We start from the raw sequence: 16,008 nt of genomic DNA, 5'->3' as shown, positions 1-16,008 counted from the left end.
GCTCAAGTTTAATTGTATTTCATACAACTATAATCCAATAGAACGCTCGATCACTGGATATAAGTGTATTTCGTGCAGTTATTTTCTGAAATTACTCCCTTATAAGTGGATTCTCTAGTTTTTAGTTGTATAAAGTGCAGTTAAAGTCAGGATTATTCTTTTGGCACTCGAAATAACTGCACAAAGTACAGCTATTTCGCAGATTCCTTCAACATCCCACATTAACATCCGACACCAAAAAAATCAAAGAAGCAATCAGTCAGCTTCCACTAGCTCATCATTTGCAAAAGCAAACCTCCCCGCAGACCAAAAACACCAGACAGTGATTCTCCACGAACTGAAGGATCACTGTCTGGTGTTTTATTCAGATTCAGAAAGGGTTGTTGTTTTGAGACAAACTCTTCTTTCCAATTAGTACTGTTGTCTTTCCTCGTAGGATACGAACAGCATTCTACGTTGCACATCCATAAGCATACGAATCACCCAACTTGCTAACAAGGCAACAACAAATCCAGCTACTACATAGGAGATATATTGTTGGGATAATGTCCAGTCGATCTGGAACAAAGCAAACACACTATTCTCTAAAATGTTCAAATCCATGGTTTGCAAGAAAATCTGGTGCAGCACAGGTAGTGTAATCAGGCCCAATGCAGCCGCTACTACAGTTACTGTTATTGAAAAGAATATAATGCTGGATACGAATCGACCCATAATCAGCATAACGTTACGGGCAAACTTCGCTCCATGAAAACCTAACTTCATTCGTTGCAGGAAGCCCGCTCCCTCCAGCTGCATTTCCGATCTGGCCTCTTCACTAGGTCTAGGAATATCTAACAATGATCTGACCAGCTCTTGCTCAAATTGTACGATGTAATCCAATCCCTTAGCTACTGCAAAAAACAAAGGAATTCCGATGAATATTGGGGTTAACGCAATGGATAACGTCAGCCCTGTCACCATAAACACGAAATATACAATCGTAAGCGGCAAAGAGATTAAGAAGTATAAAATACTCCGATATGTCTTTGGACTTGCTCCACGTTTGCGCGTTTTAGATTGGGGTTGGGATTCTGCTGGAATATGCATGGAATCAAGAGCTCCCATCGGCATAGAGTATAACTTATCATTCATTTCTATTGTCCTTCCTCTCACGTTTTTCAATTAATCTCATTATACGTGGGAAAGAGAAGGCTCAAAACAGTCTTGGGGCTGGAGTCATACCAGACTAAAGGCTAGGATTTATTCCTTCAAGGCGCATAATTGATCGGTTTTATGATTTTGCTAGGCTACAATCCCAAGTTATTTCCCTTTTCCAGCCGTACAATCTGCTGTTCGCCATTATCCGCCAGCTCTCTGAACTGATTAATAGTTTCACGCATTTTGGGGAGAGCTTCCTGCTTATAAGTACTGATGGAATCGAGAGCGGATAGCACATCTGTAAAAGCTTGCTTTAATGTATCCACTGAAATACTTGATTCTAACGACTGTTTATGGATTTCCGCCCCTTGGTTTTTCAACATTTTTGAGGTACCGCTGATCAGGCTATCGGTGGTTTGATTTAGAAGTTCGATCTTTTTCAAAACAATTCTTTGATTATACAGCGCACTAGCTACCGTAACCGATATTTTCAAGGCAGACACGGTAACATTTCTAGCTCTGTCCACCCCTCTGATCAGCTCTTTATTATTTCGAATAACTACTTCTATGGCCATAATTCCTTGTTGATTCACTACAAGCATCTGTTGCAAATCCATAACACGCTGCCTCAACGGAAACAGCACTTCTTCTGTAATGAACCGAACTTTCTCCTCATCCTCATCACGCAGCTTAGCCGCTTCCAGTTGCGTCTCTATCTCCTGATCCATCAACATGCCGAGCTGAATCTCTTTTTGTAGCTTTTTTGTGAGTTCCCGAAGGGCCTGTTGCTCGAATTCCAGCGTAGTATTGTCGTTCTTCAAAACGGTCTTACCCTTATCTAAAGAAATTATAATATCTGAAATCACAGCATCCGCCTTTTGATATTTAGCAAAATAACTACGTAATGGATTAAAGAACTTACCTAGAAAACCCGTCTTGGCAAAATCTACTGCACTGGGATCCAAATCCTTCAGCTGGAGATTAAGCTCCGTCAAACCTTTTGCTACTTGGCCGCCTTCATCTCCTGTTTTTGATAAATTCCCCACAGAAATCTGCAACAGGGAGTTTTTGTCCGAAGAGGATCTCATCGTTTCCATACCGAAGCTATCAATGGATTGCAGCACCCCTTTTCGCTTATCCAGTGACTCTAAATTCAGATCCAGAATGGCGGAGACATTGTTTACTGCCAGTGCTTTGAGTTGTGATACTTCCTCGGGCTCAGGTTTGACCTGCTCCTCAATTACTGATTTCAGCTTTTCCTGACTTACGACTTCCATAGTAAACGACATAGAACCCCTCCTATAAAATATAGCTTACATTTGAACATTGAGCAGGTTGCCGATTTTATAGACTACATCCTCTGTATCTGCATTGATGTTGGCCGCTTCATTTATACTCGAAATACTCTCAAGCGCCTTGATATTCGCATTGTATCCAATCGTGTAAATCGGGATTTTGTAGGTTTCAATCAGACCTCTGATATCATTCAAGGAATGCCCTGCATTGGTCTCCCCATCACTTAATACAAAGATCAACGGCTTCAGATCCGGATTTAACTGTAATTCTGTTTGAAGCATATGAATGGCTACCGCGATTCCGTCAAAAGTAGCCGTCCCCCCATTTGCTTGGAGGCTGTCAATCGCACCAACAAACATGGACTGCTGGTTCGTGTCATATTTTCCAATCGGAAGATTGATTGTAACGTTATCAGAGTAAGAGACAAAACCAATGCTGTTATCCTTGCCCAAGTACTTCTGGCCTGTTAATAAAGATTGCTTTAAACGGTTCAAGGGTTCCCCGTTCATACTTCCTGAGACATCTGCTACAAATACTGCGGCGATAGGTTTATTGCCATTTTTCTTCTCTTTCCACAGCTTCTGAGCTGAGGATATGAGACTGCCATCCACTGTACTAAGCTCTGATTGGTAATCATTAAGACCATTGAAGCCTTTTTTCTCACCCAGCTCCTGGTATTTATCCAGTTCAACAAACTCAGCAAACTTCTTAATAATATCGAGTTTTTCCTGAGGAAGATCACCCAAAGCATAAAGCGGGCTGTCATGTCTTACACCAAAAGGAGTGAATACATACCCCCCCTTCAAATCTGTTGCATTCACAAAGATCTGGTATTCTAAGACAAAAGCATCAAGCTTACCGGTTTTTGCAGCCTCTCGCATCTGTAAAGTGGTTGAGGCGATAAAGGGTACATTTGCTTGGAATTTCTCAAAGCCCTGCACCGCTTGCTCTCCAAGTAAATCTGCACCGCCAAACGTCCCAAGCGCTGTTACCAGAAAGTTTAAACCCGTAGAACTGGCAAAAGGATCGGTATAACCCATTGATAATTCATTATTTGCTATGGCGTCTGTAACCGTCTTAACGTTTAAAGAACCGTATTTCTCTATTAGTTCATCATATTTCGCCTTACTGGTAACAATACCAGCTACATTTCCTACAAGGCGTTTAGTGATTAGCTGAGTGTTCATCCCGTTTGCTTTTACCATTTCGCCCCACAACTCATTTGAAGGGGTAAAGGCATCTGGCACATACTTCCCAGATCTTATGTAATCTGTCGCTGTACCTGAAGCAATATTACGGATTTTCACAGAAACGTGACTCCCGTTCACCTTAATATTAGAGTTGTTAAAATCTGTAGCAACTTCATTCAGCCACCCGTCATTACCTGTTCCTGATTTTTCAGTAGAAGAGAATATCTCTACAAAGCTATCTGTTGTATTGTCTACGGATACAGGAAACTTTGAGATATCTGGTAATGAATCCCCAATCGCAACAGGATCCAGGTCAATCTGGCCTTTGATTTGCTCAGCAGTTGTCACGTTTATGTTCTTGTATAGCTTCTCTAGCTGCTTCCCCGCATCTTCGGAAGAAATCTGGGTTTCGGTTTTTCCTATATTAGAGGTTAAGGTGATTCCAAAATACACGAGAGCAAAAACTACCACCGTAATGGTCCCTAAAACTGCTACTGTTTTTCCTTTATTAGCCATACACATCTCCCCTTCATTGCTTATAAAATTTCGTCTGCTTGATCAACTCATCGATTTCCTTCATACAAGGCATCTCTTCAACATCTGTATAATCTGTACTGTCGAGTAGCGATATTTCCAGCAGCAGCTTATCCAGCTTCAGCAGAATCTCTTCATTTGCCCCAAGATACCCTGTTACGTAGGCCAAATATTCATTGTACAAAGCTGTCTTTTTCTGCACCAATTTTTCTGAGAACTGCGAGGGTCTATGCCGGCTGGAGAAAAGGGTGAACTCTGAGGCATCAAATACACTGAGTTTATTCAGAATCCCTCGAATGTTCAGGTAAAAAAGCTTCGCTACTTCATAACTGACTGCATTAAATTTTTTAAAGCTAAGTTCAGTGGATTCGAATCTCTGACCTAAAACATCTAACAAGGTACTTCTCTTCTTTTCCATCCGGGATATCTGATCTAGAGCAAGCGCAATGTCTTTTTTCAGTACTTTGACATTTTTGTATTGAGTAAGCGCGGCTATATAATCCTCATAAGATTTCAGTGTTTTCACAGCAGGGATAGATGAAGGTTTAAACAATAAAATATAACTTCCATAAAGAACAACAAGTAGACTAACAAACAACAATGTCACACCCAAAGCGGTTTCAAATACACTGGTTCCTCCGATTTCCACCCCTAATAAACCTGGTGACAACACGATAATGTTCAGTAGTACCACACCGAGAATAAGTCCCAACAGCTTTATGGCTCTAACCCCGTTCATCACAACCACCTCCTGCATCCAGTCACTTCTATTGTATGGAGCAATTTCTGTTATTACGTCTCTTCCTTTGCTATATGTTAAAAAAATAAGGAATTAATCAACAAAAAAACCTTAACAGGCAATAAGCCCATTAAGGTTAACGATCACTATTTTATACCCACGCATCATTTGAATACCCGCGTTGCTCCCAATATCCCGTATGATCGCCTTCGATCAGCTCAATCCGGTTCAGCCACTTCACAGACTTGTACGCGAACATCTTCGGAACGATTAACCGTACAGGACCGCCGAGATCGCTAGGAATCGGCCTTCCATCATGCATTACCGCGACCAGCACATCATCCATGTCGGCTTGTTCCAATGTGAGCGTATCCGTGTATACACCATCACCCGAATAGAATTTCACAGTCTTAGCTGTGGGCTTCACACCGGCCTGACTCAAAAGATCTTTTAGCTTGATGCCTTCCCAGGTATTCTTATAGACTGACCAGCCTGTCACACAGTGAAAATCACTCACCTGAACGGTCCGCTTCAGCTTTACGAACTGTTCCCAGTTCCACTTGAAATTCTGCTCCACAAGCCCATCTATCGTAAAAGACCAATTGTTGTTCGTAAACTCCGGAATCGGAGTGACTGTGTAAACACGGAATTGTCCTTGCGCCTCTCCTCCGAGAGGGGGTGAGGATGCTGCCAGTGGCTGGGGTGCAGGCAACAACTGATTGCGATCACTTTCGATCAGCTTTTCAATCGTTTCGCTGCCCCCGATATTTCCAATTGAACTGCCGAGCCATTTTATAAACGATGGGCCTATAGTTACCGCAAGCCCAACACCAATCGATCCGCGTATGAAAGCTCTACGTGTATAAACCGGCTGCGGGGTTTCCCGATGATTCGAAGGGCTACCTGTCTCAATGCCGCTTTTCACTACCCGGCGGCTCGGTTCTTTAAGCCATTTTACCCGAGTCAAAGAATGATAAATAATATAAGGAAGGCCTATCCAGGTCAATAAGTCATGGACGACCAGAGCAACGTTCGATACATGTGGACCCACCACGCGGAATTGCCAAAGTAGCACTCCTGAAACGAACCAGCCTAGCAGCAATGAAAGTACAACGATTACATTAAAACGTTGCCAAGGCCGCTCCTTCAATTGTTTCCAATGTTTCCCTGCCAGCAGCAAATAATAAATAACCGGAATAATCGAAACAACACCGACCACGATATGAAGCCCTTTGATCCATACTCTGCCTTCCCCTAAGAAGCCACGCCAGAAGCCACCTACAAGTACAAGTCCTGTGAGCGTGAGCAACACAACCAGCCAGCCATTCCAGGTATGAAGCGCCCGAAGCTTTTTCCCGTATCCCTTGCGCAGCCGAGCCAGTAAAGAATTCATTACCTTTCCTCCTCTTCACTAGGTATGCTCAAATTGCTCTTTATCCTGATTCTACTCTAATAATGTTAGAAAAGACTTTGAAGCAGCTGTAAGAGGAACTCCACGCAGGGTAGCAATTCCTATGTTACGTTCTGGCAAAGGTGGGTCCAGAGGAATCTCGACAAGCTCACCTTTCTTCAATTCTTCGGTTACGTAATCACGAATAACAAAAGCAAGGCCAAAACCACGTTTCGCAAACTGAACAAGCAAATCCACACTTCCCAGTTCAAATTCAGGTGTAATCGTCAGATGATTAGAAGCTAAAAACTGATCCATATACTTTCTGGTGCTCCCACCCGCTTCTAAGCATAACAACGGATACTGCTGAATGTCTGCAAGCGGCATGGTCTTGTCCGCCAAATGACGAAAACCTTTGCCTCCTACAAGGCAATCTTGAAGCTGAGTACTTTTGCGAAAATCAATCTGTTTATCAGATGTCGGCAAGCTGACGATACCAAAATCAATTTTCCCTTCTTTTAAAAGCGTAAGTGTTTCTGGTGTCGTACGATTCGTAATATGAATGCGGATATTGGGAAATTGTTCGTGAAATTGCTCCAAAAAAGGCAACAGATAATATTTGCATAAGGTGTCACTTGCTCCGATATGAATCTCGCCGCTGTTCAGATTGTTCATATCTGCGATCGCTCTTTCGCCCATGTCTACATGATGAAAGGCTTGCTCAATAAAGCTAAGCAGTACTTTTCCTTCTGTTGTTAGATCGACCCCGCGAGAAGTGCGAAAAAATAACGGGCCGCCCATTTTCTCTTCTAATTGTTTAATCGTGTGACTTACTGCCGGTTGTGTAATATTGAGTCGTTCTGCCGCAGCAGTTAAGCTCCCTGTATTTGCTACCCAATAAAAAGAGCGATACCACTCCAAATTAATGTCCATCCCCACGTCATTACTCCACCTTATAATAGATATAACTTATATCAATTTTTCTAATGATTTAACTAGCATTATACTTAGTCCTGTAGCCAAAAACAAGCTTGGGAGGCGAAAACGCGTGACCGTAATTGCAATTGTAGGAGCAAACTGGGGCGACGAAGGAAAAGGAAAAATGACGGATGTGCTAGCTGCACAATCTTCCTTTGTCGTTCGTTTTCAAGGTGGTAGTAATGCTGGGCATACCATCATAAACCAATATGGAAAATTTTCATTGCATATGCTGCCATCTGGGGTATTTTATCCTTCCGTTACAAACATTATTGGACCAGGAACAGCACTTGATACAGAAGTATTAATAAGAGAACTGAAAGCTTTAACGGATAGAGGCGTGCCAAAACCTAGGTTATTCGTATCCGAACGGGCGCAAATCGTGCTTCCAATCCATCGTTTGTTTGATGAACTAGAAGAGGAACGTCTGGGATCTCAAGGATTCGGTTCAACAAAACGAGGAATCGCACCATTTTACGCAGATAAATATGCAAAGCTAGGCATACAGGTAGCGGATTTATTTGATCCTGCTCGACTTGAGAAACGTCTTGAACAATTACTCGCTTCCAAAAATATATTACTTGAGCATTTATATAAGAAAACGCCTATCCAAATCTCGGAATTAATGGTTCAGCTGCAAGAAGAAGCTGCACAGCTAGCGCCTTATGTAGCCAATACAACAGACTTACTGCAAGAGGCTTATGCCAAGGGAGAGACTATTTTACTTGAAGGTCAGCTTGGGGCTCTGCGTGATCCTGATCACGGTATTTATCCTTACTCCACCTCCTCTTCAACACTTGCCGGGTTTGCACCTGTCGGTGCTGGTCTTCCTGCAGCAGCTATCACGAATGTCATCGCTGTAACCAAGGCCTATTCCAGTTGTGTCGGCGCTGGACCTTTTGTTACGGAATTAGAAGAACCCGTAGCGGATGAACTTCGTACAAGAGGTGGCGATGCCGGGGAATTCGGGGCTACGACTGGCCGTCCTAGACGTATGGGCTGGTTTGATGCTGTAGCTACTCGTTATGGTTGCCAAATGCAGGGTGCCACTGAAGTCGTGTTGACTAATCTTGACGTGCTTGGTTATTTGGATGAGATTCCGGTTTGTGTGGCTTATGAGCTTGAAAATGGAGAGATTACCGACAAGTTCCCGGCTACCCATAAACTGAACTCTGCAAAACCGATATTCACGCATTTATCTGGCTGGAACAGCGATATCTCTCAGATCACCGACTTCGAAGATCTGCCAGAACAAGCTAAGCTTTACATTGATTTTATTGAAACCTCTATTGGCACGCGTATTACTACGATTTCCGTGGGTCCTAGACGCGAACAGGTCATTAATCGGATAACGAAATAATCATATACGTACTAAATCTCTGTAGAATTTAAAAGAAGCGCCTCTCTTATTAGAGAAGCGCTTCTTTGTTTTATTCATGAGAAGGGCTGCCTCATACGTAGAAAAATCCACTTTTGAGACAGCCTCTTTTTTGTGTACTCTTTTTAAATCAACACGGCATCTACTTTTGTCTGCGGAGCCTTGTCACAGCGTTTACAGACCTTAACGACTGCTCCATCCGTTTTTTTCTTGGGATAAAGCAGCTTAATACGGGTGTTCTGACAGATTGGACAAGTCCCTCTGCCCCTTGATGGTAAATTCCAAAGTGCATGTCCACGTTTTGACTTTGCCATGAATAAACCCCTCATTTCGAACAACAATAGTCAACACTTTAATTCTGAAAGTGCTTCTCCAAAATGATATGTCGCAAAGACAGGCTCTATGACTAAAGTAACGCAGAAATAAGGAAGAATTAATTCGTATAGATCATGGAGACAACACCGTTCGTAAAGGTAACATAGTTATAATTACCATACTGCCAGGTCTCCACTTGAATGCCACTACCTGATAGTGTAGATTTACTTATTGGCTTACCCCAACTAAACTCCACTTGCTGCTTGGTCATCCCAGTAGCAACTATGCTCTTTTTAATCTTAGTCCAAATCGCATCCGACCACTTATAGGTCTTAAATGGATCCGTTGTTAAGAAATATTCTTTATTTCCTAATGTACGGATCAACTCATCTCCCGACATTTTATAAGAGTTAAGAATTTGCCCCGTCGATAAAATCTTAAATGAAATGGCGAATTCACCTTCATAATCAGGTAGAATATCTACAATAGTGACTTTTTGGAACTTATAATCGGAGTCGAATTGATTGAGCCAATATGTTTTTCCAATGAACTTAACGAGGTTTCCTTGTTCTTCCTTCTTAAAAATCTGCGCGGTTTGTTTCGTATAGGCGAACAACTCTGCTTTGCCGAAGTAGATCTCCATCGTCTGATAATTTCCATCCCAAATTAACTCTGCTGACAGTGCAGTCTTTAAAAGCGTGGCAGGAAAAACTGTAGATCCGTCGATCTTTTGCACTTTACCACTCATTTTGACCTTCGCACCATTCACCATTGCAATATCGCTTCCGAGTTGAAGCTGTATTGGCAAATCACCTAGACGAATGCTAAAGGTTTTAGTTGCTGTATTAACTTGGACTGTTGCTCCCAACGTTTGAAAAACCGATTGAACCGGCAAATACATTGTTCCATTAACAAATGCACCTTGATCAATATCATGGTCCGCACTGATCGAAACTTTTATTGTTTTGGTATCTGATCCTGAAATGACCGTTACGTTCGTTTCTCCTACCGCTAAGGCTTTCATTGTGCCATCGGCTTGCTTTTGCAGCAAATAAGGCTTTTCAATTACGACATTTGCTTGAGCTAACGGGACGCGTTCGGATATGCCATCGGCATCTTTAGCATAGATTTGTACCGGAACATTATCCCCAACAGTGATTTCCGTAGCATCCATCTGAAATATCAAATCTTCAACCTGCCGATTGCCTTCATTGTATGATGACGAAACTGAACTGGCACTCCGTAAAATACTACCTTGATCGTAATCGACGTTACGCGTATCTGCCGCCTTCACTGTATGTATTGGACCCAACATAGATACTGCTAACGCTGCAGTGATGCTCCATTTAATAGCTTTCATTTTCCTTACATCCCCCTCTAAATATATAAACCTTAATTACTGTATCACAATTCCACAATTTTACTAGAGAAAAATTTACAGAAATATTTTTTTGTATTTCTAGTGAATTTACTCCGTGATAATTACAGAGTCTTCCATTATAATCATGGATTAGGAGGTGTTAGCCAGTGGAGATAATAGCCGACAGATTGATATTAAGAGATTATACAAGCGATGATTTTTCTTTTTATGAAGAACTGGAACTTAATCCGTTGTCTCACAAATATGAAAACTCCGCACCAGATGCCAAACAAATTAAAGAGAACTACCTGTCGATTCTGACTCAGACTACCAGCGATCCGCGTGAGCATTATGATTTAGCAGTATGTACTAAGCAAAATAGGACACCCATAGGTAACGTAAGTATAAAGTTAAATTGGGAAGAGATCAGAGAATGGGAGATTGGCTGGGTCCTACTGCCGGAATACTGGAAAATGGGCTATGCGACTGAAGCCGTCAAAACACTGATAGGTTACGCCTTTAGCTCTCTTAATGCCCATAGAGTCGTTGCATATGCCAATGCAGAGAATCTTCAATCTGAAAAAGTTATGATTAGAGCAGGAATGATTAGAGATGGAATCCTCAGAGAGACTAGATTTTGCAATCAACAATGGTGTGACGAGTTCATTTACTCTGCTTTGGAAAAGGAGGCTACATTAAATTGACAACAATCAAAGTTTTAAATGAAGGTTATGTAAGATTAGTAGATCATATGGGCTCAGATTTAACGGTTGCTAACGCTGCGCGTGTATCTTATGCTAAACAATCTTTTGAGCTTAGTGATCGGGATATTAAACTAATAAAATTCCTTGCCCGTGAAGGACATACCTCTCCTTTCCGCCATGCCATCACTCAATTTGAGGTTTATGCCCCATTAATGGTTGCGAGACAGTGGTGGAAATACGTAGTCGGTTCTGCTCATTACGAAGGTACTGGGGATAGCTTGGAAGCCTGGAACGAATCCAGCAGAAGATACATTACAGAAGAACCCGCTTTTTATCAACCTGCTGCGGGAGAATGGAGATCCAAACCAGAGAATTCCAAACAAGGCAGTGGCGACATCATTGCATGGGAGCTTGGTGAAAAATTCACCCGCGAGCTTCAAGAATACACCGAGTTAGGATTATCTAAGTATGAAGCAGCTTTAGCAGATGGCATATGTGCTGAACAAGCAAGACTGTTTCTACCTGCTTATGGATTATTCGTTCGTTGGTACTGGACAGCTTCAGTTCAATCTGTAGCTCATTTTTTAAATCAAAGACTGGAGCATGACGCTCAGAAAGAAATTCAGGAGTATGCAAAAGCAATTTTATCGCTGATTGAGCCACTATTCCCTGTCTCTTTTGATCAGCTGCTGACTACCGGCTCTGTAGATTAATTTTATTTCCTTATATAAAAAAAGAGCCGCCAAACCTTTGGCGGCTTCTCCCTTTCTACACTACCAACCCTCGTATAACTTCAACCTCGTCTCTACTGACTTCAACGAACCCAAGTGATGTATATAAATTCGAAGCACGTTCGTTCTCGATCCGATGGCCAATAACGATTTTGTCGCAATGATGTTCTGCTTTAATATAACGAATTAAGGTATCCATACCCGTTCTGCCTAAACCTCTGTTTTGGTACTTCTGGTCAATCATAAAAGCCATAATCCAATAACTTCCATCCTCAGGATCTACGCTATACACAGAGAAACCTACCAATTCCTCATCTGCATATAAAGCGAGCGGGGTCATACCACAATAAGCTGCTTCTGCTAACCAATAGACCACCGGTACGGGGAAAATAGACTTTTGCGCATCCGATACTTCTAATTGAGTACAAGCGTACCAGTTTTTTTCCGTGATATCCTTCAGCACTATATGTGCTTGAAAGCCGGTTCGAAATCGGTCACAAATTCTTTCTAATTTCAGTTTAAGCTGTTGCGCCCAATCCGGGAAAATAGAATCATCCGAATTCTCCATACACCGAAGTAATCTAGCAAAACTGTATAAGTCTGCAAATCTTTGAAATTCAGGTATCATCTTAATATACTCATCATCTAGCTGCTTAACCGATCTATATCCACTAATAAAAACATCAATGTTTCTTCTACTTTCATCATCATCCGATTCCGTCAGGTCTCTTAACGCCGATGTAATATCCATCGCAAACCAGTGATACATAGAGTCATCAAAATCGATGGCACTGTAGCGGGATTCTTCTTGCATATAAAAGATATTATCTATCTCAAAATCATAATGTACGAGCCCAGTATGCCCCACTCCAAAAGGGAGCTCTGATAACCAAGCTTCAATCCGCTCATATTCCTTAAGCGCCTTATGCTCCTCAGGATGCCTGCTCAATACGGAATAAATAAAATTCAATGAATCGACCCAGCTTTTGCGATAAGGCGTGCTCGGTGCATAGGTTTCCGAAAAATTATGCAGACGTGCAAGCGATTGGCCCCATTGATAAAAATGAGGTTCCTTCATCTCATCAAGTGAAACATATTCACCCTGGGCCTGTTCAAAAACTACCCCGTGGTATCGCCCGTGATTCGTTAACAACGTTTCAATCCAATTGCCAGACTTAGAACGCACAGGAGCGACGGTCTCATAACCTTGCTCTAATAAATACATCATAAAATCCAGCTCTGCCTGGATATTGTCTGCAGAATTATCCTCTTCATGAGTAAACCTTAAATAAAAGCGTTTACCATTCCACTGAAAGGTATAAATAAAATTGCTACTGGCCCTTACCATCTTTAAAGTTCCAGGCTCATGATTCCAATACTTAATCATTTCTTTAGCAGGAAGATCGTTCTCCGTTCCCCGCACCATGTTCATTAAAGTCATCATTGTCCGATAGTGCCTCCTGCTTCATGACGGATTTGATTCTGGGTTCCCCATTAACATTATCGGTAAATTATTCTATTAAATCAAGGGAATTTAATAGGCTCTATTATTTCTGGAAGAAAAAAGTATTCAGCTTAGGCTTCAGTTTGTCATACTTGATTTCAAACTCAGCATGATCTCCGATAGCATGAGAAATCTGCACACTTATCCCCAGCGTATTCTCCGTCAAGTACCATCTTATATCCGCTCCACTAGTATCTGCGTGCTGAAGTGAAGTCAGCCATTCCTCATCTGATCTTTCAGTAAGAATATTCTTTTGCTCAATAATATCGGATTGAAGTTCACTTTCCTTCAGCTCCTTCAAAAATTCCGCATCGATGGTCACGATATCAGTTAATTGTAGGGGTTCAAATTTCTTCATATCAATATTTATAGTATCAAAAATATCTACAGGATGAGCAGCACCTTCAACATAACTGTATCCTGAAAACTGAATACTTAGTAAGCCCTCATTTTCTAAAGATACAGAATAATCCATATCTAAACTAAAGGTCTCTTTTTCCTCCGGAGAGTAATTATCCAAATAACTATAAGCACGTTCCTTGATCATTTCATTTAACTTCTCTTGTTCATTCGGTTTTCCAAAAATAGATATTTGCGGATAGTTAATATTAATTTGTTCATTGTAAGTATATAACTCCGGAGATAATTCATAAGAAATGCTGTGTTGATTTTCGATTAGCTTAGTTTCGTTTATGTGGTTTTCAAGTGTCGGCTCCTTGTTAGTACAAGCTGTTACAGCACACATTACTACAGCAAGAATTATGGATAACATGGTGGTTTTCTTAATATTAATGCTCCTTCCATCAAAATTGAATTATGATTTGAGCTACAGCGCTTTTGTTCTCCCACCATCTCTAATGTATTGCCCCTTTTTAATAATTGAAGTTGGTGATAGATCTAACCTTTTACTTATTTCCTCAAAATCTATATTTTCATCATGAACTATAAAAGAAAAATTCCCTTTCATTTAGCTTTCCCTATCATATCTATAGCATTTTATAAAAAAAATACTTTTCTAATTAGGACTATATAATTCATTGTGCCGGAGCAAATCCCCTTGGGATTTGCTAGTTTGAAGGTCTCTGCGGACGTGAACAAATTCCCGACAAAGCGACTCATCGTCCTCTATCCAGTCATATTTCAGAATAAGCGGAGCAGGCACAACAGTCTCCAGTTGCTCTACAATCTCCCGGACATCATCATTCTGGAACATGACACCCAAAGAATCGGGCGAAACGGTCAACCCCAAACGTTCGACGACTGCAGCGTAGTCAAAAGTCTCCGGCTCCATTTCATATTCTTCTAGAACATCACCTCCAGCATATCTGTCCAACATTCCATCATCAAAGTATCCTATAGCAAGTACAAGGGAAGAGATCAAGTTAGACAAAGATCTGGCGCTTTCACCAATCGTTTCCCAGTTGAACTTCTCCCCCAGTACTGTTGTCCAGCCTTGGGACTGCCCGATGTAGTAGCTTCCTTTAGGTCTTAGCCGTTTCAAGCTCTTCAGCACGGCTTCCTTATCGTTTGTAAACACGTGGAGATTAGCAAATGAAGTTCCCATTATTCAACCACCTAACAAATGAATTCCCCGCCGGTCAAATTTACGTATAAATTACCGTCTGCGCCCAGGGAAGGGCTGGTGTCAACGTAACTTTCCTCCGGTTGGTATATCCATTTCACTTCGCCATCCGGAGCAATGGCATATAACTGGCTAGAAAGACACCAATACATAACCCCATCCTGATCTATGACAGGGGGACGGTGCCCTTCTCCTTGACCCATCCGTTTCTCCCACAACAACTCTCCATCAGGACTAAAAGCATAAAGTTTGGAATTCACATTTTGACCAACATATATGATTCCTTCACGGGAAATAACCGGATCGCACCAAAATATGGACGAGCACTTGTAAACCCATCTTATGGTTCCATCCGCGTCAAAAGCATAGAGTCTCCCAATAATTTGTGACTCATCTTCATATGTACACAGGTAAATATGGTTTGCCGTATTGATGATTAAGCTCGAAATCACCCTGCCCCACAGCTAAAATGGCTCTCCCTTGTTCATCCACTGTAAACGGGCTTAATCCATATGAAAAATCCGGCCGCCCCGAGTCAACAACTCGCTTCAAAACTGAAAGCGATGTTGGAGCTCTGAATCGGGATTGTCTGGTCCAATTCGCATCAATGGGATGAATGGCTAATGGACGATAGCTACCTTGTTGAAAACCGCCTATTCCTTCGTTGTTATTATAATCGACCATAGTTTGCCCATCCTTTGTTATATAAGTTAAGGGATACAAATTGGATATCTTGTATTTCTTAAGCCTAATTAAAATCTTAGCTAGGCTGGTTTGGTCAAACAAGTTTATCCGAGCCGGACCAGTTAAGGTCGAATTTCCCCGAGTCTTTGGACACATTGAATTCGTCGTAGCGATATCGTGTGATATACTCACATTAATGAATCACCATCATAAATTCAACGTAAAAAGCGAAAAACTGCTCTCTATAACATAGGTTAGTTGTGTTGATGGTTGAACGAAGGGTTCATTCGGCATTGGGTACTGGGGTGGGCTATAACTAATAAAAGAAACCACATGGAGTATTATTCACATGTGGTTCTAACTTAATTATTTAAAAAATTAATCAATCCCAAAACACTAATCAATCTTCAATGGCTCAATTACACCGGATCTCAGGGGAATCTGAGGAATGGAATAAATGTATTCTATACAGTTATTTCGTAG

At 41.5% G+C, this 16,008-nt stretch carries 16 protein-coding genes; 3 read left to right on the top strand and 13 right to left on the bottom strand.

What is annotated here, in order from left to right; translation table 11 throughout:
• Positions 1-411 precede the first annotated feature (411 nt).
• From NYE72_RS13055 to NYE72_RS13030, 6 genes are all read right to left on the bottom strand, one after another.
• Entirely contained in the window at positions 412-1,134 is a 723-nt protein-coding gene (locus tag NYE72_RS13055) for a sensor domain-containing protein (protein ID WP_051491455.1), read from the bottom strand.
• 155 nt (positions 1,135-1,289) lie between these two features.
• On the bottom strand, positions 1,290-2,429 hold the full coding sequence (locus tag NYE72_RS13050) for a toxic anion resistance protein (RefSeq protein WP_036686385.1): 1,140 nt from the start codon (positions 2,427-2,429) through the stop codon (positions 1,290-1,292).
• Between the two features lie 24 nt (positions 2,430-2,453).
• On the bottom strand, positions 2,454-4,142 hold the full coding sequence (locus NYE72_RS13045; protein ID WP_076213050.1) for a VWA domain-containing protein: 1,689 nt from the start codon (positions 4,140-4,142) through the stop codon (positions 2,454-2,456).
• Between the two features lie 13 nt (positions 4,143-4,155).
• Complete coding sequence (locus NYE72_RS13040; RefSeq protein ID WP_076213045.1) at positions 4,156-4,899, bottom strand: hypothetical protein; 744 nt, start codon at positions 4,897-4,899, stop codon at positions 4,156-4,158.
• Between the two features lie 151 nt (positions 4,900-5,050).
• Positions 5,051-6,292, bottom strand: coding sequence for a molybdopterin-dependent oxidoreductase (locus tag NYE72_RS13035; RefSeq protein WP_076141481.1), 1,242 nt, complete (start codon positions 6,290-6,292; stop codon positions 5,051-5,053).
• Between the two features lie 51 nt (positions 6,293-6,343).
• Positions 6,344-7,222 (bottom strand): LysR family transcriptional regulator, encoded by an 879-nt coding sequence (locus tag NYE72_RS13030; RefSeq protein WP_036686616.1) that lies wholly within the window; start codon positions 7,220-7,222, stop codon positions 6,344-6,346.
• A 115-nt stretch (positions 7,223-7,337) separates the two neighbouring features.
• Here NYE72_RS13030 and NYE72_RS13025 point away from each other — a divergent pair, with 115 nt between their 5' ends.
• Positions 7,338-8,627, top strand: coding sequence for an adenylosuccinate synthase (locus NYE72_RS13025; protein WP_076141482.1), 1,290 nt, complete (start codon positions 7,338-7,340; stop codon positions 8,625-8,627).
• Positions 8,628-8,770: 143 nt separating this feature from the next.
• Here NYE72_RS13025 and NYE72_RS13020 read toward each other — a convergent pair whose 3' ends face one another.
• A complete protein-coding gene (locus tag NYE72_RS13020) occupies positions 8,771-8,959 on the bottom strand; it encodes a hypothetical protein (protein ID WP_036686376.1) in 189 nt (62 codons plus the stop codon).
• 119 nt (positions 8,960-9,078) lie between these two features.
• Positions 9,079-10,320: a stalk domain-containing protein gene (locus NYE72_RS13015; protein ID WP_076141483.1), complete on the bottom strand. Its 1,242-nt coding sequence runs from the start codon at positions 10,318-10,320 to the stop codon at positions 9,079-9,081.
• 167 nt (positions 10,321-10,487) lie between these two features.
• On the opposite strand from NYE72_RS13015, the gene NYE72_RS13010 reads away from it, so the two are divergent.
• Positions 10,488-11,024: a GNAT family protein gene (locus NYE72_RS13010; RefSeq protein ID WP_076141484.1), complete on the top strand. Its 537-nt coding sequence runs from the start codon at positions 10,488-10,490 to the stop codon at positions 11,022-11,024.
• Positions 11,021-11,737 (top strand): FAD-dependent thymidylate synthase, encoded by a 717-nt coding sequence (thyX, locus tag NYE72_RS13005; protein ID WP_076141485.1) that lies wholly within the window; start codon positions 11,021-11,023, stop codon positions 11,735-11,737. Before NYE72_RS13010 ends, thyX begins: the two co-directional genes overlap by 4 nt.
• Before the next feature lie 55 nt (positions 11,738-11,792).
• Here thyX and NYE72_RS13000 read toward each other — a convergent pair whose 3' ends face one another.
• The 5 genes from NYE72_RS13000 to NYE72_RS12980 all read right to left on the bottom strand — a co-directional run bounded on the left by NYE72_RS13000 (position 11,793) and on the right by NYE72_RS12980 (position 15,525).
• Positions 11,793-13,199, bottom strand: coding sequence for a GNAT family N-acetyltransferase (locus NYE72_RS13000; RefSeq protein ID WP_081388037.1), 1,407 nt, complete (start codon positions 13,197-13,199; stop codon positions 11,793-11,795).
• 103 nt (positions 13,200-13,302) lie between these two features.
• Positions 13,303-14,031, bottom strand: a complete 729-nt coding sequence (locus NYE72_RS12995; protein ID WP_076104294.1) for a DUF4163 domain-containing protein — start codon at positions 14,029-14,031, stop codon at positions 13,303-13,305.
• 243 nt (positions 14,032-14,274) lie between these two features.
• Positions 14,275-14,823: a hypothetical protein gene (locus NYE72_RS12990; RefSeq protein WP_076213041.1), complete on the bottom strand. Its 549-nt coding sequence runs from the start codon at positions 14,821-14,823 to the stop codon at positions 14,275-14,277.
• Between the two features lie 11 nt (positions 14,824-14,834).
• Entirely contained in the window at positions 14,835-15,293 is a 459-nt protein-coding gene (locus tag NYE72_RS12985) for a PQQ-binding-like beta-propeller repeat protein (RefSeq protein ID WP_076179036.1), read from the bottom strand.
• Complete coding sequence (locus tag NYE72_RS12980; RefSeq protein ID WP_036686365.1) at positions 15,238-15,525, bottom strand: hypothetical protein; 288 nt, start codon at positions 15,523-15,525, stop codon at positions 15,238-15,240. Before NYE72_RS12980 ends, NYE72_RS12985 begins: the two co-directional genes overlap by 56 nt.
• Positions 15,526-16,008 lie beyond the last annotated feature (483 nt).

Source organism: Paenibacillus sp. FSL L8-0333 (assembly GCF_037965665.1).
GTDB lineage: Bacteria > Bacillota > Bacilli > Paenibacillales > Paenibacillaceae > Paenibacillus_AQ > Paenibacillus_AQ odorifer.
The sequence above is the reverse complement of the archived record's forward strand: the minus strand, read 5'-3'. Positions and strand labels throughout refer to the sequence as shown.